At 60.3% G+C, this 19675-nt stretch carries 18 protein-coding genes; 8 read left to right on the forward strand and 10 right to left on the reverse strand.

Features of this window, described 5'->3' with window-relative positions:
• Positions 1-6: 6 nt before the first annotated feature.
• From tauA to LOY28_RS01130, 4 genes are all read right to left on the reverse strand, one after another.
• Complete coding sequence (tauA, locus tag LOY28_RS01115) at positions 7-984, reverse strand: taurine ABC transporter substrate-binding protein (RefSeq protein ID WP_258612952.1); 978 nt, start codon at positions 982-984, stop codon at positions 7-9.
• Between the two features lie 289 nt (positions 985-1273).
• Positions 1274-2857, reverse strand: coding sequence for a glutamate--cysteine ligase (gshA, locus tag LOY28_RS01120; RefSeq protein ID WP_064615825.1), 1584 nt, complete (start codon positions 2855-2857; stop codon positions 1274-1276).
• Between the two features lie 214 nt (positions 2858-3071).
• Positions 3072-3455: a PaaI family thioesterase gene (locus LOY28_RS01125; protein WP_018929320.1), complete on the reverse strand. Its 384-nt coding sequence runs from the start codon at positions 3453-3455 to the stop codon at positions 3072-3074.
• Positions 3455-5779 carry a Tex family protein gene (locus tag LOY28_RS01130; protein WP_018929319.1) on the reverse strand — a complete coding sequence of 775 codons (2325 nt, stop codon included), beginning with the start codon at positions 5777-5779 and terminating at the stop codon, positions 3455-3457. Before LOY28_RS01130 ends, LOY28_RS01125 begins: the two co-directional genes overlap by 1 nt.
• Positions 5780-6141: 362 nt before the next feature.
• Between LOY28_RS01130 and ompR the strand changes: the two genes are divergently transcribed.
• A complete protein-coding gene (gene ompR / locus LOY28_RS01135) occupies positions 6142-6882 on the forward strand; it encodes a two-component system response regulator OmpR (RefSeq protein ID WP_007939544.1) in 741 nt (246 codons plus the stop codon).
• Between the two features lie 115 nt (positions 6883-6997).
• Positions 6998-8311 (forward strand): ATP-binding protein, encoded by a 1314-nt coding sequence (locus LOY28_RS01140; RefSeq protein WP_007939543.1) that lies wholly within the window; start codon positions 6998-7000, stop codon positions 8309-8311.
• A gap of 181 nt (positions 8312-8492) precedes the next feature.
• Here the strand turns inward: LOY28_RS01140 and rimK are convergent, their stop codons facing one another.
• Positions 8493-9398, reverse strand: coding sequence for a 30S ribosomal protein S6--L-glutamate ligase (rimK, locus tag LOY28_RS01145; RefSeq protein WP_018929318.1), 906 nt, complete (start codon positions 9396-9398; stop codon positions 8493-8495).
• A complete protein-coding gene (locus LOY28_RS01150; protein WP_172901254.1) occupies positions 9395-9856 on the reverse strand; it encodes an ATP-dependent zinc protease in 462 nt (153 codons plus the stop codon). Before LOY28_RS01150 ends, rimK begins: the two co-directional genes overlap by 4 nt.
• 232 nt (positions 9857-10088) lie before the next feature.
• On the opposite strand from LOY28_RS01150, the gene LOY28_RS01155 reads away from it, so the two are divergent.
• The 3 genes from LOY28_RS01155 to LOY28_RS01165 all read left to right on the forward strand — a co-directional run bounded on the left by LOY28_RS01155 (position 10089) and on the right by LOY28_RS01165 (position 13361).
• Positions 10089-10496, forward strand: a complete 408-nt coding sequence (locus LOY28_RS01155; RefSeq protein ID WP_018929316.1) for an RNA-binding S4 domain-containing protein — start codon at positions 10089-10091, stop codon at positions 10494-10496.
• A 241-nt stretch (positions 10497-10737) separates the two neighbouring features.
• Complete coding sequence (gene hslO / locus LOY28_RS01160; RefSeq protein ID WP_018929315.1) at positions 10738-11640, forward strand: Hsp33 family molecular chaperone HslO; 903 nt, start codon at positions 10738-10740, stop codon at positions 11638-11640.
• Between the two features lie 179 nt (positions 11641-11819).
• Positions 11820-13361: a phosphoenolpyruvate carboxykinase gene (locus LOY28_RS01165; RefSeq protein ID WP_018929314.1), complete on the forward strand. Its 1542-nt coding sequence runs from the start codon at positions 11820-11822 to the stop codon at positions 13359-13361.
• A 138-nt stretch (positions 13362-13499) separates the two neighbouring features.
• On the opposite strand, the gene LOY28_RS01170 is transcribed toward LOY28_RS01165, so the two are convergent.
• From LOY28_RS01170 to LOY28_RS01185, 4 genes are all read right to left on the reverse strand, one after another.
• The gene (locus LOY28_RS01170; RefSeq protein WP_258612953.1) at positions 13500-13862 is read right to left on the reverse strand and encodes a DUF1493 family protein; all 363 of its coding nucleotides are present in this window, start codon (positions 13860-13862) and stop codon (positions 13500-13502) included.
• A 160-nt stretch (positions 13863-14022) separates the two neighbouring features.
• Positions 14023-14322 (reverse strand): hypothetical protein, encoded by a 300-nt coding sequence (locus LOY28_RS01175; protein WP_258612954.1) that lies wholly within the window; start codon positions 14320-14322, stop codon positions 14023-14025.
• A 333-nt stretch (positions 14323-14655) separates the two neighbouring features.
• On the reverse strand, positions 14656-14799 hold the full coding sequence (locus tag LOY28_RS01180; RefSeq protein WP_258612955.1) for a hypothetical protein: 144 nt from the start codon (positions 14797-14799) through the stop codon (positions 14656-14658).
• A 66-nt stretch (positions 14800-14865) separates the two neighbouring features.
• Positions 14866-15159, reverse strand: a complete 294-nt coding sequence (locus LOY28_RS01185; protein ID WP_018929310.1) for a hypothetical protein — start codon at positions 15157-15159, stop codon at positions 14866-14868.
• Between the two features lie 309 nt (positions 15160-15468).
• On the opposite strand from LOY28_RS01185, the gene LOY28_RS01190 reads away from it, so the two are divergent.
• The 3 genes from LOY28_RS01190 to LOY28_RS01200 all read left to right on the forward strand — a co-directional run bounded on the left by LOY28_RS01190 (position 15469) and on the right by LOY28_RS01200 (position 19670).
• Positions 15469-15972 carry a hypothetical protein gene (locus tag LOY28_RS01190; RefSeq protein ID WP_018929309.1) on the forward strand — a complete coding sequence of 168 codons (504 nt, stop codon included), beginning with the start codon at positions 15469-15471 and terminating at the stop codon, positions 15970-15972.
• Between the two features lie 419 nt (positions 15973-16391).
• Entirely contained in the window at positions 16392-18320 is a 1929-nt protein-coding gene (locus tag LOY28_RS01195; RefSeq protein ID WP_258612956.1) for an ATP-dependent DNA helicase RecQ, read from the forward strand.
• 123 nt (positions 18321-18443) lie between these two features.
• On the forward strand, positions 18444-19670 hold the full coding sequence (locus LOY28_RS01200; protein WP_258612957.1) for a 3-hydroxyacyl-CoA dehydrogenase: 1227 nt from the start codon (positions 18444-18446) through the stop codon (positions 19668-19670).
• Positions 19671-19675: the final 5 nt, after the last annotated feature.

Raw genomic sequence — 19675 nt, forward strand, 5'->3', positions numbered from 1 at the left:
TCCCGATCAGTTGGTGATGTACTTGGCGCTGACGTACGTCGCGTAGTCCGGCAGCACAGCCTCGACCTTGCCCTGTTCCTTGAGGAACGCCGCGGTGTCGGTAATGGCCTTGGTGGTCGGCGCGCCGAGGGTGATCACCTGATCAGCCGCCAGCGGATACACGTTGCCTTGCAGCAGCAGCGGAATATCGCTGGCCTTGGCACCGGAGAGTTTCACCAGTTTGTCGACGTTGCTTTGGTTGGCCAGCCAGGCTTGCGGATCCTTGCGGTAGTCGGCGTAGGCATCGAGGGTCACTTTGGCGAATGCGGTGACGATCTCCGGATGCTTCTCGGCGAAGTCCTTGCGCACGATCCAGGCATCGAAGGTCGGCGCGCCGAACTTGGCCAGTTCGCCGGAAGTGATCAGCACTTTGCCGTTTTCCTTGGCCACACCGAGCGCCGGGTCCCACACGTAGGTGGCGTCGATGTCACCGCGTTTCCATGCCGCGATGATCGCTGGCGGCGCGAGGTTGAGCACGGTGACTTTCGACGGGTCGATGTTCCAGTGTTTCAGCGCTGCAAGCAGGCTGTAGTGGCCGGTGGACACGAACGGTACGGCGACTTTCTTGCCGATCAGGTCTTGCGGGGTCTTGATCCCGGACCCGTCGCGCGCGACCAAGGCTTCGGCGGCGCCGATCTGGGTGGCGATGAGGAAGGTTTCTACCGGGACTTTGCGGGTGATTGCCGCCGTCAGGGGGCTGGAGCCGAGATAGCCGATCTGCACATCACCGGAAGCGATGGCGGCGATGATGTCGGCGCCGCTATCGAATTTGCGCCAGTCGATACTGGCTTTGGTGGCTTTTTCGTAGGCGCCGTCGGCTTGGGCGACTTTGGCCGGGTCAACGGTGGTCTGGTAGGCGACGGTCACGTCTGCCGCCTGAGCCAGGAAGCTCGCCGCAGCCAACGACGCGGCCACCAGGAGGCGAAGGGGGGAAATCAGTTTCATGGGGAAGCTCCTTTTCAGACGACCGGGAGTCGGCGTGAAAAAGAGACTAAATGATATAAGAAGCTTAAAATAAATAACTTTTTAGAATTAGCATATGAGCGGAAAATTCTAAGGGAGACTGTTGTGGCGAGGGGGCTTGTCGGAACGCCGCCACTGCCCCGTTCGGCTGCGCACAGTCGTGATGCAGGCGACTCGATTTATCCGAAATATTGCGCGTGCCGTTTTTGGGACTGCTGTGCAGTCCAACGGGGGCAAGCCCCCTCGCCACAGGGGGACCTGCTCTGGCAGTTTAGTTGCTGATCGCCAGAATGCTCGCCTGATACGACCCGACAAACACATCGAAATCGCCGACTTCGTTCTGTTCAAGTTCAGCCTGTTGAGCCAACGACGAACGCGCCAACTCTTCAAACCTGGCCTGTTCTTCGCCTGAAAGCGGCTCGCTGCGGAAAAACTCCGCATGCGCCTGGCTTTGGCGCAAGGAGAACTGGGCGAAGCTTTCCTTGTGCTCGGCCATCGCTGCCAGCACCTGGGCCGATGGCGTCAGGGACGAGTCCTGGACCTTGGCCATTTGGGCGTCCAGCGCCTTGCTGTGGGCATCGCCGCCATGGCTCTGATCCAGCAGCGCCGCCAATGGTGCAATCTTCTCCAGCAATTCGCCGGCCCATTCCTTCATGTCCACCGCTTGCCCGTCGCGTTGCAGCTGCAGGCCCGGACGACGACCTTCCTTGACCACGCTGAGGAAGTTCGACGTTGCGTTACCGCAGCTGGTACTGGTCAGCAGCGGGCTGTCGTTCAGCGCGCAGTACAGCAGGAATGCGTCGAGGAACCGTGATTCGGTGAGGTCGATGCCCATCGGCAGGAACGGGTTGATGTCCAGGCAGCGGACTTCGACGTACTGGATGCCACGGGCCACCAGCGCCTGAATCGGCCGTTCGCCGGTGTAGGTCACGCGCTTGGGGCGGATGTTGGAGTAGTACTCGTTTTCGATCTGCAGGATGTTGGTGTTGAGCTGAACCCATTCACCGTCCTTGTGCGTACCCACCTCGACGTACGCTGGATACGGCGTAGCCACCGCTTTGCGCAGGCTGTCGGTGTAGCTGGTCAGGTCGTTGTAGCACGGCGTCAGGCCGGCCTGGGCGTTGCTCTGGTAACCCAGATCGCTCATGCGCAGGCTGGTGGCGTACGGCAGGTACAAGGTGTCCGGATCCAGTTGTTCCAGTTGATGCGAGCGACCGCGCAGGAAACCGGCGTCCAGCGCCGGCGAGGCGCCGAACAGGTACATCAGCAGCCAGCTGTAGCGACGGAAGTTGCGGATCAGCGCGATGTAGGCTGACGACTGATAATCGCGGTCGGTGCCGACAAAGCCTTCGGCCTCTTTGAGCAGCGGCCAGAGCTTTTCCGGCAGGGAAAAGTTGTAGTGGATCCCGGCGATGCACTGCATGGTCTTGCCGTAACGCAGGGCCAGGCCCTTGCGATAGACGTACTTGAGCTGACCGATGTTGGAGGTGCCGTAATAGGCGATCGGGATGTCTTCCTCGGCCGGCAACGGGCACGGCATCGACGGACTCCACAGGTACTCGTCGCCGAGTTTGCTGTAGGCAAACCGGTGAATCTTGTCCAGGCTCGCCAGCGTATCCGCCGGGTCTGGCAGGGCCGGCGTGATGAACTCCAGCAGCGACTCGGAGTAGTCAGTGGTGATTTGTTCGTTGGTCAACGCGGAACCCAATGCTTCGGGGTGCGGCGTTTGCGCCAGGCGCCCTTCGCCTGTCACGCGCAGGCATTCACGTTCGATGCCGTGAAGGCACTGTTCGAGCAGAGAGAGGTTAGCGCGCTCGCCGAGCAGAGCCAGGCGGCGGTTGAGAAGTTCGCTCAAGTTGGATTCCTTCACGCGTCAGTCGCCCCAATATGGGGGTGGGCAAGACGGTCTACAAGGGTGAAGTTGAAACTGGCGTTTTCGCCTGGTTCTTGAGCCATACAGGCCCGTATTGAAAGGCCAACTTCAATCCTTGAATCTGGCAGACACGAGCGAAGGAAACTCCGACGCTGTAGTCACAGCGCCGAAATTAACTCAAATTGATGATTGGGGGCTACAGGACAGCGAACGTGCCTTGTGCTTTTGCGACCAGTTTGTCGCCTTGCATCACATCGGCCTCGACGACAAGCGTGCGACGGCCCGGGTGGATCACCCTGGCCGTGCACATCACTTCACCGTCGGCGACGGCGCGGATGTAGTTGATCTTGCACTCGATGGTCGCGCTTTGCTGGTCAAAGCCGTGGGTGCTGGAGCAGGCCAGCCCCATGGCAATGTCCACCAGACTGAACAAAGCCCCGCCGTGCAGCTTGCCGCCGCGATTGCGCAACTGTGGCTCCAGCGCCAGGGCGACTTGCGCCACCCCGGTGTCCAGGCTGTGCAAGCGACACCCCAGCAGCTTGAAAAATGCGCTTTCGGTCAAGCCGGCCGGGATCTCCATCAACGTTTCTTCAACTGCTTGGCGTTGGCAAACAGCGACGCCATGGCGTTGTTGGTCGGAGCCGCTGCCGGGGTTTCCTTGCGCGGCGCGGTGTTCTGGGACTGGCGCGGAGCCGACCCCGGACGTGCACCACGGGCACCGTCGATCTTCTCGCCCGGGGTGTCGCTCATGCGCATCGACAGGCCGACGCGTTTGCGCGGGATATCGACTTCCATGACCTTCACCTTGACCACATCACCGGCCTTCACCGCTTCGCGTGGATCCTTGATGAACTTCTCCGACAGCGCGGAAATGTGCACCAGACCGTCCTGATGCACGCCGATGTCGACGAAGGCACCGAAGTTGGTCACGTTGGTGACCACGCCTTCGAGGATCATGCCCAGTTGCAGGTCCTTGAGGTCTTCGACGCCGTCCTGGAACTCGGCGGTCTTGAACTCGGGACGCGGGTCACGGCCAGGTTTTTCCAGCTCTTGCAGAATGTCGGTGACCGTCGGCAGGCCGAACGTTTCGTCGGTGTACTTCTTCGGGTCCAGGCGCTTGAGGAACGCGGCGTCGCCGATCAGCGAGCGAATGTCGCGGTCGGTTTCAGCGGCAATACGCTGCACCAGCGGATAGGCTTCCGGGTGAACCGCCGACGAATCCAGCGGGTTGTCGCCATTCATTACGCGCAGGAAGCCGGCGGCCTGTTCGAAGGTTTTTTCACCCAGGCGGGCGACTTTCTTCAATGCCGCACGGGTTTTGAACGCGCCGTGTTCGTCGCGGTGGGCAACAATGTTCTGCGCCAGGGTCGCGTTGAGGCCGGAGATGCGCGCCAGCAGCGCCACGGAGGCGGTATTCACGTCCACGCCCACGGCGTTCACGCAATCTTCGACCACTGCGTCCAGGCCGCGCGCCAGTTTCAGCTGCGACACGTCGTGCTGGTATTGGCCAACGCCGATGGATTTCGGATCGATTTTCACCAGCTCGGCCAGCGGGTCCTGCAAGCGACGAGCGATGGACACCGCGCCACGGATCGACACGTCCAGGTCCGGGAATTCCTTGGAAGCCAGTTCCGAAGCCGAGTACACCGATGCGCCGGCCTCGGAGACCATGACTTTGGTCATCTTCATGGCTGGGTATTTTTTGATCAGTTCAGCCGCCAGTTTGTCGGTTTCGCGGCTGGCGGTGCCGTTGCCGATGGCGATCAGGTCCACCGAATGCTTGGCGCACAGGGCGGCGAGCACGGCGAGGGTCTGGTCCCACTTGTTGTGCGGCACGTGCGGGTAAACCGTGGCGTGGTCCAGCAGCTTGCCGGTGGCGTCGACCACGGCCACCTTGCAGCCGGTGCGCAGGCCCGGATCGAGGCCCAGGGTGGCACGCGGGCCGGCCGGCGCGGCCAGCAGCAGGTCGTGCAGGTTGTGGGCGAACACGTTGATCGCTTCGGTTTCCGCGCCATCGCGCAGCTCGCCCAGCAGGTCGGTTTCCAGGTGGGTGTAGAGCTTGACCTTCCAGGTCCAGCGCACCACTTCGCCCAGCCATTTGTCGGCGGCGCGGTTCTGGTTCTGGATGCCGAATTGCTGGCCGATCATGCCTTCGCACGGGTGCATGGTGCCCGGCAGTTCGTCACCGACTTTCAGCGCGGAGCTGAGAATGCCTTCGTTGCGGCCACGGAAAATCGCCAGTGCGCGGTGGGACGGCATGCTTTTCAGCGGTTCGTCGTGTTCGAAGTAGTCGCGGAACTTGGCGCCTTCCTCTTCCTTGCCGGCGATCACGCGGGCACTGAGGGTGGCTTCCTGCTTGAGGTAATTGCGCAGCTTGTCCAGCAGACCGGCGTCTTCGGCGAAGCGCTCCATGAGGATGTACTTGGCGCCTTCGAGGGCGGCCTTCACATCGGCCACGCCTTTTTCGGCGTCGATGAAGCGCGCCGCTTCGGTTTCCGGGTTCAGGGTTGGATCGTTGAACAGGCCGTCGGCCAGTTCGCCGAGGCCGGCTTCCAGGGCAATCTGGCCCTTGGTGCGGCGCTTCTGCTTGTACGGCAGGTACAAGTCTTCGAGGCGGGTCTTGGTGTCGGCGAGCTTGATGTCGCGCTCAAGTGCAGGGGTCAGCTTGCCTTGCTCCTCGATGCTGGCGAGGATGCTGATACGCCGTTCGTCGAGTTCTCGCAGGTAGCGCAGACGCTCTTCCAGATGACGCAGTTGCGTGTCATCGAGGCTGCCGGTCACTTCTTTCCGGTAGCGGGCGATGAAGGGCACCGTGGAGCCTTCATCGAGTAGCGCGACGGCCGCTTCGACCTGTTGTGGGCGGACGCCGAGTTCCTCGGCGATGCGGCTGTTGATGCTGTCCATAAAACCACCTGACAAATTGTGAAAGCAGGCTCGCAGGCGCGGAAATAGGGCCTTCGCGAGTCTGGTTGAGCGGCCTGGCGAGCGCCGCTACCTGGATCAACAGGCATTGCCGTTGACCCGTGAAATCGAACAATTACTGCCAGCGCCATGAAAATAAAAAGTGGTTACCGGCAATAACGATCAGACGTTGCCTGACACAAAAGGCCGCGCATTATAACCAGCGTTCTGTCATTCGGGGGCATTGCAGGCTGTAGGCGAAAAGACTGGTTTTCTGGCGGTGAAGGAAAAATCTGCTAACAATGCACTCGGTGCGTATAACGGCAGCTACGCCATAATGCGCGCCGAGATCAAAGGAGCATCCAATGAGCAGCACTGCACAAACTGCTGAAGGCGAAAAAATTCTTATCGTTGACGACGATCCAGGGCTGAGCAGCCTGCTGGAACGCTTTTTCGTCAGCAAGGGCTACCGTGCCCGCGCCGTCCCGAACACCGAGCAAATGGACCGCCTGCTGGCGCGTGAAGTGTTCAACCTGGTCGTCCTCGACCTGATGCTGCCCGGCGAAGACGGCCTGACCGCCTGCCGCCGCCTGCGCACGGCGAACAATCAGATTCCAATCATCATGCTCACCGCCAAGGGCGACGAGCTGAGCCGCATCAAGGGCCTGGAACTGGGCGCCGACGATTACCTGGCCAAGCCGTTCAACCCGGACGAGCTGATGGCCCGGGTCAAAGCGGTGCTGCGGCGCCAGGCAGCACCGGTGCCGGGTGCGCCGGGCAGCGAAGACGAAAGCGTGACCTTCGGTGACTACGAGCTGTCCCTGGCCACCCGCGAACTCAAGCGTGGCGATAAAGTGCACATGCTCACCACCGGTGAGTTCGCGGTGCTCAAGGCCCTGGTCATGAACGCCCGTCAACCGCTGACCCGCGACAAGCTGATGAACCTGGCCCGTGGCCGCGAGTGGGATGCCCTGGAGCGTTCCATCGACGTGCAGATATCCCGTCTGCGCCGGATGATCGAGCCCGATCCGTCCAAACCGCGCTACATCCAGACCGTCTGGGGCGTGGGCTACGTGTTCGTTCCGGATGGCGCCGCCACGAAGTGATCGGTGATTTGTAGGAGCGGGTCCTGCGGGCAACGGGTCGGATGACCTTTCCCGCAGACTCGCGATCCGCAATATGCGAGCATCGCTCGCTCCTGCAAGTGTGTAGCGGTTACCCATGAAAACCCCTGTTTGGTTCCCCCAGAGCTTCTTCTCCCGCACCCTGTGGCTGGTGCTGATCGTCGTCCTGTTCTCCAAGGCGCTGACCCTGGTTTATCTGTTGATGAACGAAGACGTGCTGGTGGATCGCCAATACAGCCACGGCGTCGCCCTGACGCTGCGCGCCTATTGGGCCGCCGATGAAGAGAACCGCGCGAAGATTGCCGATGCCGCGACCCTGATCCGGGTGGTAGGGGCCGGTGTGCCCGAAGGCGAGCAGCACTGGCCGTACAGCGAGATCTACCAGCGACAGATGCAGGCCGAACTGGGTGCCGACACCGAAGTACGATTACGCATGCACTCGCCACCGGCGCTGTGGGTCCGGGCGCCCAGCCTGGGCGATGGCTGGCTGAAAGTGCCGCTGTATCCGCATCCGTTGCGCGGCCAGAAAATCTGGAACGTGCTCGGCTGGTTCCTCGCCATCGGCTTGTTGTCGACCGCTTCGGCGTGGATTTTCGTCAGCCAGCTCAATCAACCGTTGAAACGTCTGGTCTATGCCGCGCGGCAACTCGGTCAGGGCCGCAGCGTGCGTCTGCCGATCAGCGACACGCCGAGTGAAATGACCGAGGTCTATCGCGCCTTCAATCAGATGGCCGAAGACGTCGAACAGGCGGGGCGTGAGCGCGAGCTGATGCTGGCCGGGGTGTCTCACGACCTGCGCACGCCGCTGACCCGTTTGCGGCTGTCCCTGGAACTGATGGGCGATCACAGCGACCTGACGGACGACATGATCCGCGACATCGAAGACATGGACGCGATTCTTGACCAGTTCCTGGCCTTCATTCGCGACGGTCGTGACGAGTTGGTGGAAGAAGTGGACCTGAGCGATCTGGTTCGCGAAGTCGCCGCACCGTACAACCAGAACGAAGAAAAAGTGCACTTGCGCCTGGAGCCGATCCAGCCGTTCCCGTTGCGTCGGGTGTCGATGAAGCGGCTGCTGAACAACCTGATCGGCAATGCGCTGCATCACGCTGGCAGTGGAGTGGAAGTGGCGGCTTATGTGTCCGGGGATACCAGCGCGCCGTATGTGGTGCTGAGTGTCATGGACCGTGGCGCGGGGATTGATCCGTCGGAGCTGGAAGCGATTTTCAACCCGTTCACCCGTGGCGATCGGGCCCGGGGCGGAAAGGGGACGGGGTTGGGGCTGGCGATCGTGAAACGGATCGCCTCGATGCATGGCGGGAATGTCGAGCTGCGCAACCGCTCCGGTGGTGGGCTGGAAGCGCGGGTTCGGTTGCCGCTTGGGTTGATGTTGCCGCGGGATGCGGTTTAAGCGTCGTACACAACCTCTGTGGCGAGGGGGCTTGCTCCCGCTCGGTTGCGCAGCGACCGTGAAATCAGGCAACCGTATTTCAATGAAAAAACACGGTTGCCGGTTTCGGGAGTCCTTCGACCTGGACCACCAGCCCGGTTCAGCGGGAGCAAGCTCCCTCGCCGCAGGGCCTGAGTAAGCTTCACCCTTTACCTTTGGTCCGCGTCATATTTGGCCCGCCATTCTTCTCCAGATGCTCGATGATGATCCCCGCCACGTTCTTCCCGGTGGTGGTTTCAATCCCTTCCAGACCCGGCGACGAGTTCACTTCCATCACCAACGGGCCGTGATTGGAACGCAGGATATCCACACCCGCCACTGCCAAACCCATGACCTTCGCTGCACGCAACGCGGTCATGCGTTCTTCCGGGGTGATCTTGATCAGGCTCGCGCTACCACCGCGATGCAGGTTGGAGCGAAACTCCCCCGGCTTGGCCTGGCGCTTCATCGCCGCGATCACCTTGTCACCGACCACGAAACAGCGAATGTCCGCGCCGCCGGCTTCCTTGATGTACTCCTGAACCATGATGTTCTGCTTCAGGCCCATGAAGGCCTCGATCACCGACTCCGCCGCCGTGGCCGTTTCGCACAGCACCACGCCGATGCCCTGGGTGCCTTCCAGCACTTTGATCACCAGCGGTGCGCCGTTGACCATCTCGATCAAGTCGGGAATGTCATCCGGGGAGTGCGCAAAACCGGTGACCGGCAAACCGATCCCCCGGCGCGACAGCAATTGCAGGGAACGCAGTTTGTCTCGGGAACGGGCGATGGCCACCGATTCGTTGAGCGGAAACACCCCCATCATTTCGAACTGGCGCAGCACCGCGCAGCCATAAAACGTGACCGATGCGCCGATCCGCGGGATCACCGCATCGAAACCCTCCAGCGGTTTGCCACGGTAGTGGATTTGCGGCTTGTGGCTGGCAATGTTCATGTAGGCGCGCAGGGTGTCGATCACCACCATTTCATGGCCACGCTCTACACCGGCTTCGACCAGACGACGGGTGGAATACAGACGCGGATTCCGCGACAGCACAGCGATCTTCATGCAACACCTGTGGAGAGGGTAGATACCGGGAACACCGGCTTGTCTTGTACATATTTGATGCCCGGATTGACCACCAACTGGCCGTCGATCAGGGCTTTGGAACCGAGTAACAGGCGATAACGCATGGACTTGCGGCAGGCGAGGGTGAACTCGACCCGCCAGACCCGATCACCGAGGGCCAGGGTGGTACTGACCACATAGCGCATCTGCGCGTGGCCGTTGGAGCTTTTAATGGTTTTCATCGTTACCAGCGGTGCTTCGCAGCGCCGGTGCCGCAATTGCACCACCGTGCCCAGGTGCGCGGTGAAGCGCACCCACTGTTCGCCATCGCGCTCGAACGGCTCGATGTCGGTGGCATGCAGGCTGGAGGTACTGGCGCCGGTGTCGATTTTTGCCCGAAGGCCCGCGACTCCCAAATCCGGGAGCGCCACCCACTCGCGCAGACCGACAACGGTCAAATGGTCAAATGTCTTCAAAAGTGCTCAACCGGCAAAAACCGCTCAGGCCGTGTGCGGCCGAATTCGCGGTATTCACGCAGAATAATGGGTAAAAGGCGACAGATATCTACGGCCCGGATTTTCATCCCTCAAACAGGGGGGGAATGCCTGCATTCTAATCCACGGCGTTGTGATTCATGGCACGACAGAAACGGTAGTACAGTTCATCGATATTTCAGAATGAGGACATCCAATGGCACAAAAAAGCGAAGAGGACGACAAGGTCCGTCTCGATAAATGGTTGTGGGCTGCGCGTTTTTATAAAACACGTGCCTTGGCCAAGGCCGCGATTGAAAGCGGCAAGGTGCATTGCCGGGGCGAGCGCTGCAAGCCAGGCAAGGAGCCGAGGATCGGCGACGAGTTTCAGATTCGCACCGGCTTCGAGGAACGCACGGTGGTGGTCCAGGCGTTGTCGATCGTGCGTCGTGGCGCGCCGGAAGCCCAGGCTCTGTATGCCGAAACCGAAGCCAGCATTGCCAAGCGCGAAGCGGCGGCGGCCATGCGCAAGGCCGGGGCGTTGGGCGTGAGCACCGACGGCAAACCGAGCAAGAAACAGCGCCGGGATTTGTTCAAGTTTCGCGGCAGCAGCAACGACGAGTAGTGACGGCCGTCGGGCGCAGACTTGTAATCGCCTGCCTGTGCAGCCATATGGGGGATATTCGCCAACGGCGCATTTCGCAGGTGAAAGCACCGCTCGTCGAAAACCGAGGTTTGACCTTGCTTGGAACAACCCCGAATTGTTCATAAAATGCCGCTATGGCTAAGCTCACCCCCAAAAGTGCTGCTACGGCGTGTTTCATTTTTTGTAACCTTTTTTGTCACCACTTCAGATACCCAGACCTATGACCGATCTACCGGATACCGACTACACCCAACGCTTCATCTTCGATGACAGCGACACCCGCGGCGAACTGGTGGCATTGGAGCGTAGCTATGCCGAAGTCCTCGCCAAACACACCTATCCGGAGCCGGTCGCGCAACTGCTGGGCGAGCTGATGGCGGCTGCAGCGTTGCTGGTAGGCACCTTGAAGTTCGATGGCTTGCTGATTCTTCAGGCCCGCTCCGAAGGCCCGGTGCCGATGCTGATGATCGAGTGCTCCAGCGAGCGCGAAATTCGCGGCCTGGCCCGCTACGACGCCGAGCAGATCGCGCCCGATGCGACGCTCGCCGACCTGATGCCCAATGGCGTGTTGGCGCTGACTGTCGACCCGACTCAAGGCCAGCGCTATCAGGGTATCGTCGATCTCGACGGTGAAACCCTGTCCGATTGCTTCACCAACTATTTCGTCATGTCGCAGCAGGTTGGCACCCGCTTCAAGCTGTACGCCGACGGCCGTCGTGCCCGTGGCCTGCTGTTGCAGCAATTGCCTGCCGACCGTCTGAAAGATGAAGAAGATCGCGCCGCCAGTTGGCAGCACATCACCGCCCTGGCCAGCACCCTGACCGCCGACGAATTGCTGAGCCTGGACAACGAAACCGTGCTCCATCGCCTGTACCACGAAGAACAAGTGCGTCTGTTCGATGTGCAGAAACTGCGCTTCCATTGCAGTTGCTCCCGGGAACGCTCGGGCAATGCGCTGGTCAGTCTGGGACTGGAAGATGCGCAGCAGCTGGTCGTCGAGCATGGCGGCAGCATCGAGGTCGATTGCCAGTTTTGCAACGAGCGCTACCTGTTCGACGCGGCCGATATCACTCAATTATTCGCCGGAGCAGGGGTTGATACGCCGTCAGATACCCGTCACTAAAACGCTTCAGCGCAGGTAAATTCACTGCTTTGCGCCGGAATAACGCCGTTCTGACGGGAGGGCCCTACACTTTTTGGGCTTTTCTGGCATAATCCGGCCCACTTTTTTCGCGGTAGTAGTGCACGACTTTCTACTACAAAACGTTTGGAGCACTCGGCCACTGGCCGACGGGGAACCTCATGACGCAAGCCAATAACGCCGTGTACACCGATCTGAGTGTTGATGATCTGGTTAAACAAGCCCTGAATCGCGGTGAAGGCGAGCTTGCCGATACCGGCGCGCTGGTTGTTCGCACCGGTCACCGTACCGGCCGTTCGCCAGTCGATCGTTTCATCGTTGAAGAGCCGACTACTCAGGACGCCATTGCCTGGGGCCCGATCAACCGCAAGTTCCCGGCCGACAAGTTCGATGCCCTGTGGGCTCGCGTCGAGGCGTTCAACAACGCGCAAGAGCATTTCGTTTCCCACGTGCACGTAGGTTCGGCTGAAGAGCACTACCTGGCCGTGAAAATGACTACCCAGACTGCCTGGCAGAACCTGTTCGGTCGTTGCCTGTTCATCAACCCGGCCCAGTACAACCCGGCCGGTCGTGAAGAGTGGCAAGTTCTGAACGTTGCCAACTTCGAGTGCGTGCCAGAGCGTGACGGCACCAACTCCGACGGCTGCGTGATCATCAACTTCGCGCAGAAAAAAGTGCTGCTCGCCGGCATGCGCTACGCCGGTGAAATGAAGAAAGCCATGTTCTCGGTGCAGAACTTCCTGCTGCCGGCCGCCGACGTACTGCCGATGCACTGCGCCGCCAACATCGGCGAAGCGGGCGACGTGACCCTGTTCTTCGGTCTGTCCGGCACCGGCAAGACCACCTTGTCCGCCGACGAAAGCCGTTACCTGATCGGTGACGACGAACACGGCTGGGGCGAAGGCGTGGTGTTCAACATCGAAGGCGGTTGCTATGCCAAGTGCATCGACCTGTCCGAGAAGAACGAGCCGGTCATCTGGAAAGCCATCAAACACGGCGCAGTCCTGGAAAACGTTGTTATCGACGACGCCAAGCACGCCGACTACACCGATGTCAGCCTGACCCAGAACAGCCGCGCCGCCTACCCGCTGGAGCACGTAGCCAAGCGTTCCGAGAAGAACCTCGGTGGCGAGCCAAACGCGGTGATCTTCCTGACCTGCGACCTGACCGGCGTGCTGCCGCCAGTGTCGATCCTCAATGAAGAACAAGCGGCCTACCACTTCCTGTCCGGCTACACCGCTCTGGTAGGCTCGACCGAAATGGGTTCCGGCAGCGGCATCAAGTCGACCTTCTCCACCTGCTTCGGCGCACCGTTCTTCCCGCGTCCGGCTGGCGAATACGCAGAACTGCTGATCAAGCGCATCCGCGGCTTCGGCTCCAAGGTTTACCTGGTCAACACCGGCTGGACCGGCGGCGGCTACGGCGTCGGCAAACGCTTCAACATCCCGACCACCCGCGGCGTGATCGCAGCGATCCAGAGCGGCGCGTTGATCGGTGCCGAGACTGAGCACCTGGACACCATCAACCTTGACGTGCCATTGGCTGTGCCGGGCGTTGAGACTGGCCTGCTGAACCCACGTAACACCTGGGCTGACAAGGCTGCTTACGATGAAGCTGCTAAAGCACTGGCCGGGTTGTTTGTCGAGAACTTCAAGAAGTTCGACGTGAGCGACGCGATCAAGGCTGCTGGGCCGAAGTTGTAAGAATTGGTTTGATGTAATGAGAAAGCCGCCCTTTGGGGCGGCTTTTTTGTGAGCGCTGATTCAGTTCCCTTGAGGCAAAACTGGCAATATTCCCGCAGTAAACACGCTAAACAGCCAGAGTAATTCCACTTCTGTTGATCAGATCCCCTCGACCCCTTCCACTTCCTGCGTATCCCACCGTTGTTTCTTGACTGCTTTGTAGAGCATCCCAATAGTCAGCGGCACTTTGTCGCCACGACCCTTCGCTCGGCGCTTGAGAAACACATCAAACCCTTCCGGTTGAAAATACCGATATGCGTCGTAGTCGACGAAATCGATGGCGAACTGTTCCTCCAGCGCTTCCATCAGCTGCCGCGCATCAGCGCCATCGCAACCCAGGTCAAAGTTGATCGAGGTGGTGAGACTGATGGTTTTGCGTTCGGGCAGGCCGAGTTCTTCGTGCAGCAACTGCATGAGCAGGTGCATGGCGTGGTCGTCGGGGAAGTTGGGGGCGAGGTTCATTACGGGGCATCCGGTTGGGCTTTGGAGGATCTTATTGGGCGTCGGATTCGTGGGGAAGGGCGCAAGCCCGATGGCAGCGGTTAAAACGTAAAGGATGTCTCCGGTTACTACCCAGGCAAGCCAGCTCCCACAGGGGCGCGGCTTGCCTGTTAGCGCGTGGTCAGGCTGGCGCTTTCCAGCCCAACATGCGTTGTTGGGCGACTTTCAGTAGGTCGCAGCCATCCTGGGTCAGCAAGAAGAGCGCGTGAGTGATGTGGGGGATGTCTTCGACATCAGCGTGTTTGAAGCAAACGCAGTGCAGGGTTTTGAGGAGATCACTGGAGGCTCGGATGCGCTGGAGGGCGGCTTCGAGGATGTCTTGCGGGTTGGCCTCTGTGTCGATGATCAGGGGCGGGGTGTCGGTGAGGTTGGTTTGGAGTGGAAGGTAACGATCGTTGGTGAGCGGATTCCATGTCTTCATTGGTTTTAGCCTCAAATGCATCAGGAAGAACCGCCGCCACCGTGACCAAGCGATGGGAGGCGGACTGTGTTCGGGTTGGTCAACCGATGAGGCTCACATCCCGGCACGCCCGAGGGCGTCCCAAACACAGCCACCATATAGCGTGCAGGCACTTGAAGTGCCGGCAGCATACAACGGACGCGTAGATATGAGCCATTCGGGTGACCAAGCCCGAGTCGCTGATTCGGCAGCGACAGTTCGACTATAGGTGTGAGCCACCGGGCAGCGATAGGCGACAAGGTGTCTTCGGTTGTAGGACCGGGACGAAGCGTTGATAGGGCGTTGCCTACGGACTTATCTCTTTTGCAGTTTGTCTCGTTTGATTGCCATCAGGCGTTTGGCTTCTCCATCTGGAATGCTGGGGCGAGGGTCGTCGAGGCTGGCTTGTACTTGTGCTCTGAACCATGCGTCGCAGGCCGCTTTGTCTGTGTTTTTCATCAGACACACCGCGTTATCGTTCTTCGCGGGCAAGCCTCGCTCCTACAGGGGATCGTGGTCAGGGTCTCAAACCGCTGTGGTTTTCGGCAGGCGTTGCCGGGCGATTTCGAGTAGTTCGTTGCCATCCTGGGTCAGCAGGTACAACGCGTTGACGATATTGGGAATGTCTTTCGCGTCGGCCTGTTTGAAGCACAGGCAATAGAGTGTTTCGAGCAGGTCGCCAGCGGCGCGGATGCGTTGTCGGGCGGCATCGAGGATTTCGTGGGGATCGGCCTCGGTGTCGATGACCAACACGGGGGTATTGCTGTAGCTGGTTTTGAGCGGGCGATAGCGGTCTGTTAACGAGTGGCGCGTGTTCATCGAAGTCAGTCCTGTGGGAAGTCGGGCAGTCTCGCCGGCGGGCCGACACAGTGTTTTCAGCCGCGTCGAAAACTATAGAGGGCCACAGCGAGGCGTCGCAAGGTGGTGCAAGTGGACAGGTTTTGTAGGGGGTTTACCGGTGTTATCGCCCTTTGCCTACGCAGCCCTCGACTATTTTTAAGCTTTTCCCTTGGTGGTCGATATTCCTACGGGATTGTCAGGCTTAACGCATCCAGCCTCTGGAGGGTGCGCGCCAGAATGTGTAGGACGTTTCGAAGCGTCTGAGTCGACTCTTAAAGGGAATTAGGTATGCAGTGGCTACGTGTGGCCTCGATTTTATTATTGTGGGCCGCTGTTTCTCGGATAGCGGGTGCTGCTGACGTCGGTCATTCGCTCGTCCTGGCCAACATGGAGCGAACCGGTTGGCCGGGTGCGCTGACCACCCAAGCGGACATCGATACCGCATCTCGCGCCGAGGTGTTGATGGTGGGCAAGGCGCTGCTGGCCAGCGAAGCGTTGGATGAACAGGGGCTGAAACAGCGACTGGGCGTGCGGGCTGTGAAGCTCAAGTCGGTCAGGCAAGTGCGTGACGGGTTGTGGGATCGGTTGCTGATCACCTATCGCAGTGCCAGTCAGAACTGCGAGGACCAACTCTTCTGTCCTCGTGTGCGCAGGGTCGCCGATTTGCGTCAGCTGGCGGCGGCGTTTACGGGGGAAATAAGCCCGGCTTATGCGGCGTGGGCGAGCAAGAGCCGGGTATTTCATGAACAGGCGCTGGATGAGCAGTTGCGGGTGGCGGTATTGGTGCCGTAGCTACCCGAGGTCGTCGATCGATGACTTAGTCTGTGAGGCGCTGTCCAGAGTTGTGGACGCAGCGTAGAGGGGGTCGTCAGGGAGCTTCATGCACCCGTTCAGCAGCAGGGATGCAAAGAAAAGGGCGACTGGAAAAAACAGAGTGTCAGGCATGATTGTTCCTTTGTGAGGATCCGCGTGCAGGCGTCCTGCCTTGATGAAAACTTCGCGGATAATGGTTTTTCTCGGGGCGCACCTTACCGGCTGACAGGGGGCTGATGTCAGGGGGCAAAGTGCCTCGTTTGTTTCAATCTGTGGCGAAGGAATCGATGGGCCGACGCTGTATCATCCCGTATCGTTTTTGCCCCCGACCTTTTCTCGACTCGCGGCGTTCGCCGGCTAGGCTTTGGGCTTCGCAGCGGTCAACGGAGTGACAGCTTATGCACAACACCCTGGAACAGGTTTTCGGTTATCCACAGTTTCGGCCCGGCCAGGAGGCGGCGGTCAGCGCGGTTTTGGCCGGGCGCTCGGCGGCGGCGATTTTCCCTACCGGATCGGGCAAATCCCTGTGCTATCAGTTACCGGCCATCCTGCTGCCGCACCTGACGCTGGTGGTCTCGCCTCTGCTGGCGTTGATGCAGGATCAGTTGGCGTTCTTGCAGCGCCACGGCATTGCGGCAGGCAGTATCGATTCGGCCCAGAGTCGCGATGACGCCAGCGATGTGGTGGCCCGGGCAAAGTCCGGCGAATTGAAGATTCTGATGATTTCCGTGGAGCGCCTGAAGAACGAGCGTTTCCGCCATTTTCTGCAGCAGGTGCCGATCTCGCTGTTGGTGGTGGACGAGGCCCACTGCATCTCCGAGTGGGGTCACAACTTCCGCCCCGACTACCTCAAGCTGCCGGACTATCAGCGCCAGTTCAACATCCCCCAAGCGCTGTTGCTGACGGCCACCGCGACACCCAAGGTGATCGCCGACATGGAGGCCAGGTTCGCCATTGCGCCTGAGGATGTGGTGACCACCGGTTTCTACCGGCCCAACCTCAATCTATTGGTGGAACCGGTGCGTGGCCAGGACAAGCGCCGCCGCCTGGTCGAATGGATGAGCCAGCGTCCCGGCCAGCCCAGCATTGTCTACGTCACTCTGCAGAAGACCGCTGAGCACATCGCCGAACACCTGGGGCGCAACGGTATACAGGCAGAGGCCTATCACGCCGGTTTACCCCACGAGCAACGGGAAGCGATTCAGCGCCGGTTCATGGGGGGGCAGTCCAATTGCATCGTCGCCACCATTGCCTTCGGCATGGGCATCGACAAAAGCGATATCCGCAACGTGGTGCATTTCGACCTGCCCAAATCCATCGAAAACTACAGCCAGGAAATCGGCCGCGCCGGGCGTGACGGGCAGCCGTCCGATTGCCTGGTGCTGGCCAACCGCGACAGCCTCAATGTGCTGGAGAATTTCGTCTACGGCGACACACCGGAGCGGGACGGCATTCGTTGTGTGCTCGACGAGTTGCAAGCCGCAGCGCCCGAGGGGCAGTGGGAGTTTCTGCTGGGGCCTTTGGCCGATCAGAGCAACATCCGCCAGTTGCCGCTCAAGACCTTGCTGGTACAGCTGGAGTTGCGTGGGCTGATCGCTCCACGCTATGCCTATTACGCCGAATACCGCTTCAAGTATTTGCAGGAGCCGGAAGCGTTGCTGGCCCGTTTCGAGGGTGAGCGCAGGGACTTCGTCTCGGCGATCATCCAGACTTCCAGTCGCGCACGGACCTGGGCCACGGTGAATTTCGACGCACTGTATCAGCAGCATTCCGCCGAGCGCAGTCGAGTGGTCAAGGCGCTGGATTACTTCCAGGAAAAGGGCTGGGTGGAGCTTGAAAGCAAGCAGATGACGGAGGTCTATAGCCTGCTGCAAGCCGACTTCGATTCCCAGGCCTTGAGCGCCGAATTGCACACCTACTTCACCCAGCACGAACGCACCGAGATTTCGCGGATTCACGCCATGCTGGATCTGTTCGCCACCGACCACTGCCTGGGATATCGCCTGGCCGAGTACTTCGGCGATGAAAACGCGCCACGGCGATGCGGGCATTGTTCGGTGTGTCACGGCCACGTAGCGCGGTTACCTGAACCACCGGTATTGCCGGCGCTTGTGGATAAAAATTTCGAGGCGCTGTGCGGTGATTTTATCCACAGGCACCAGCAGCACACGGGAAGTGCTCCATCGGCGGAGCGCGTGACGCGGTTTTTGTGCGGGATCAGCGTGCCGTTGTTTACCAAGCTCAAGGCGCGGTCGATTCCTGGGTTTGCGGTGCTGGAAGATTATCCGTATGCCGAGGTCCGGACGTGGGCTGAGGCGAACCTCTAACCCGCGGGATCGGGACGCATCCATCCGCTGAATGTCGCCCATCACAGGAATAAACTTCAAAAACACCCATCGGCTGACTATGGTGAGGACTGTCTTTGGATCGCCAATAAGAGAACAACAACCATGAGCCAGACATCGTTCGATATTCAGCGCGCCGCCGTGATTGGTGCGGGCACCATGGGCCGTGGCATTGTCATGTGCCTGGCCAGCGCCGGGGTGCCGGTGCAGTGGGTCGATAACAATCCGCAGATGCTTGAGCAGGCGCTGACCAGCGTGGCTGACACTTACGCCCACAACGTGCGTCAGGGGCGGATCAATCAGACCGAGGCGGATGCGCGCATTGCACGGGTAACGGCGGCTGCCGATTACGCGGCGATCCGCGATGTTGATCTGGTTATCGAAGCGGTCTACGAAAACCTCGAGCTGAAGCAGAAAATCTTCCGCGAACTCGACGGTCTGCTCAAACCTGAAGCGATTCTGGCCAGCAATACCTCGGCGCTGGATATCGACGCCATAGCCGCTGCCACTCGCCGCCCGCAGCAGGTCCTGGGCCTGCACTTCTTCAGTCCGGCGCACATCATGAAGTTGCTGGAGATCGTACGCGGCGCCCAGACCGCTCCGGCGGTGCTTGATGCAGCCCTGGCACTGGGCCAGCGCATGGGCAAGGTCAGCGTGGTCTCGGGCAACTGTCTCGGTTTCATCGGCAACCGCATGCTGCATCCGTACGTGCTCGAAGCGCGCAAGATGCTGCTGGAGGGGGCGTTGCCTTATCAGGTGGATGCGGCGCTGCAAGGTTTTGGTTTCGCCATGGGGCCGTTCCGCATGTATGACGTGGTCGGCATTGACCTGGAGTGGCGCGCGCGGGAGCTGGCTGGCAAGGGCCAGGATGCGCCGGAGGTTCAGGTGGACAATCGTTTGTGCGAGCTCGGGCGTTTCGGTCAGAAGAGCGGCGACGGGTATTACCATTACGAGCCGGGCAGTCGTCAGGCTGAGCATGATGTGGAAGTCGATGCGCTGGTGCTGGAAATCAGCGAAGGGTTGGGGTTCCAGCGGCGTGAGATAGGGCCAGAGGAGATTCTTGAGCGCAGCTTGCTGGCACTGGTCAATGAAGGGGCGAAGATCCTTCAGGAAGGCATTGCGGCGTCGGCGCACGACATCGATCTGGTGTACCTCAACGGTTATGGTTTCCCGGCGGACAAGGGCGGGCCGATGGCCTGGGCGGATCAGCAAGGGCTGGACGATATTCATCTGCGGTTGTTGCAGCTTGAGACCAAACAGGGGGATCACTGGGCCCCGGCACGGTTGATTGGGGAGTTGGCGGCGCAGGGCAGAGGGTTTACCGACATGTGATTTAG

This window comes from Pseudomonas sp. B21-017, assembly GCF_024749245.1.
In the GTDB taxonomy this organism is placed as follows: domain Bacteria; phylum Pseudomonadota; class Gammaproteobacteria; order Pseudomonadales; family Pseudomonadaceae; genus Aquipseudomonas.

Excerpts from the sequence above, each read along its gene's own strand:
- tauA (WP_258612952.1), bottom strand. The coding sequence starts at position 984 with ATGAAACTGATTTCCCCCCTTCGCCTCCTGGTGGCCGCGTCGTTGGCT.
- LOY28_RS01125 (WP_018929320.1), bottom strand. The coding sequence starts at position 3,455 with ATGGAGATCCCGGCCGGCTTGACCGAAAGCGCATTTTTCAAGCTGCTG.
- LOY28_RS01130 (WP_018929319.1), bottom strand. The coding sequence starts at position 5,779 with ATGGACAGCATCAACAGCCGCATCGCCGAGGAACTCGGCGTCCGCCCA.
- ompR (WP_007939544.1), top strand. The coding sequence starts at position 6,142 with ATGAGCAGCACTGCACAAACTGCTGAAGGCGAAAAAATTCTTATCGTT.
- LOY28_RS01140 (WP_007939543.1), top strand. The coding sequence starts at position 6,998 with ATGAAAACCCCTGTTTGGTTCCCCCAGAGCTTCTTCTCCCGCACCCTG.
- rimK (WP_018929318.1), bottom strand. The coding sequence starts at position 9,398 with ATGAAGATCGCTGTGCTGTCGCGGAATCCGCGTCTGTATTCCACCCGT.
- LOY28_RS01155 (WP_018929316.1), top strand. The coding sequence starts at position 10,089 with ATGGCACAAAAAAGCGAAGAGGACGACAAGGTCCGTCTCGATAAATGG.
- hslO (WP_018929315.1), top strand. The coding sequence starts at position 10,738 with ATGACCGATCTACCGGATACCGACTACACCCAACGCTTCATCTTCGAT.
- LOY28_RS01165 (WP_018929314.1), top strand. The coding sequence starts at position 11,820 with ATGACGCAAGCCAATAACGCCGTGTACACCGATCTGAGTGTTGATGAT.
- LOY28_RS01170 (WP_258612953.1), bottom strand. The coding sequence starts at position 13,862 with ATGAACCTCGCCCCCAACTTCCCCGACGACCACGCCATGCACCTGCTC.
- LOY28_RS01175 (WP_258612954.1), bottom strand. The coding sequence starts at position 14,322 with ATGAAGACATGGAATCCGCTCACCAACGATCGTTACCTTCCACTCCAA.
- LOY28_RS01180 (WP_258612955.1), bottom strand. The coding sequence starts at position 14,799 with ATGAAAAACACAGACAAAGCGGCCTGCGACGCATGGTTCAGAGCACAA.
- LOY28_RS01185 (WP_018929310.1), bottom strand. The coding sequence starts at position 15,159 with ATGAACACGCGCCACTCGTTAACAGACCGCTATCGCCCGCTCAAAACC.
- LOY28_RS01190 (WP_018929309.1), top strand. The coding sequence starts at position 15,469 with ATGCAGTGGCTACGTGTGGCCTCGATTTTATTATTGTGGGCCGCTGTT.
- LOY28_RS01195 (WP_258612956.1), top strand. The coding sequence starts at position 16,392 with ATGCACAACACCCTGGAACAGGTTTTCGGTTATCCACAGTTTCGGCCC.
- LOY28_RS01200 (WP_258612957.1), top strand. The coding sequence starts at position 18,444 with ATGAGCCAGACATCGTTCGATATTCAGCGCGCCGCCGTGATTGGTGCG.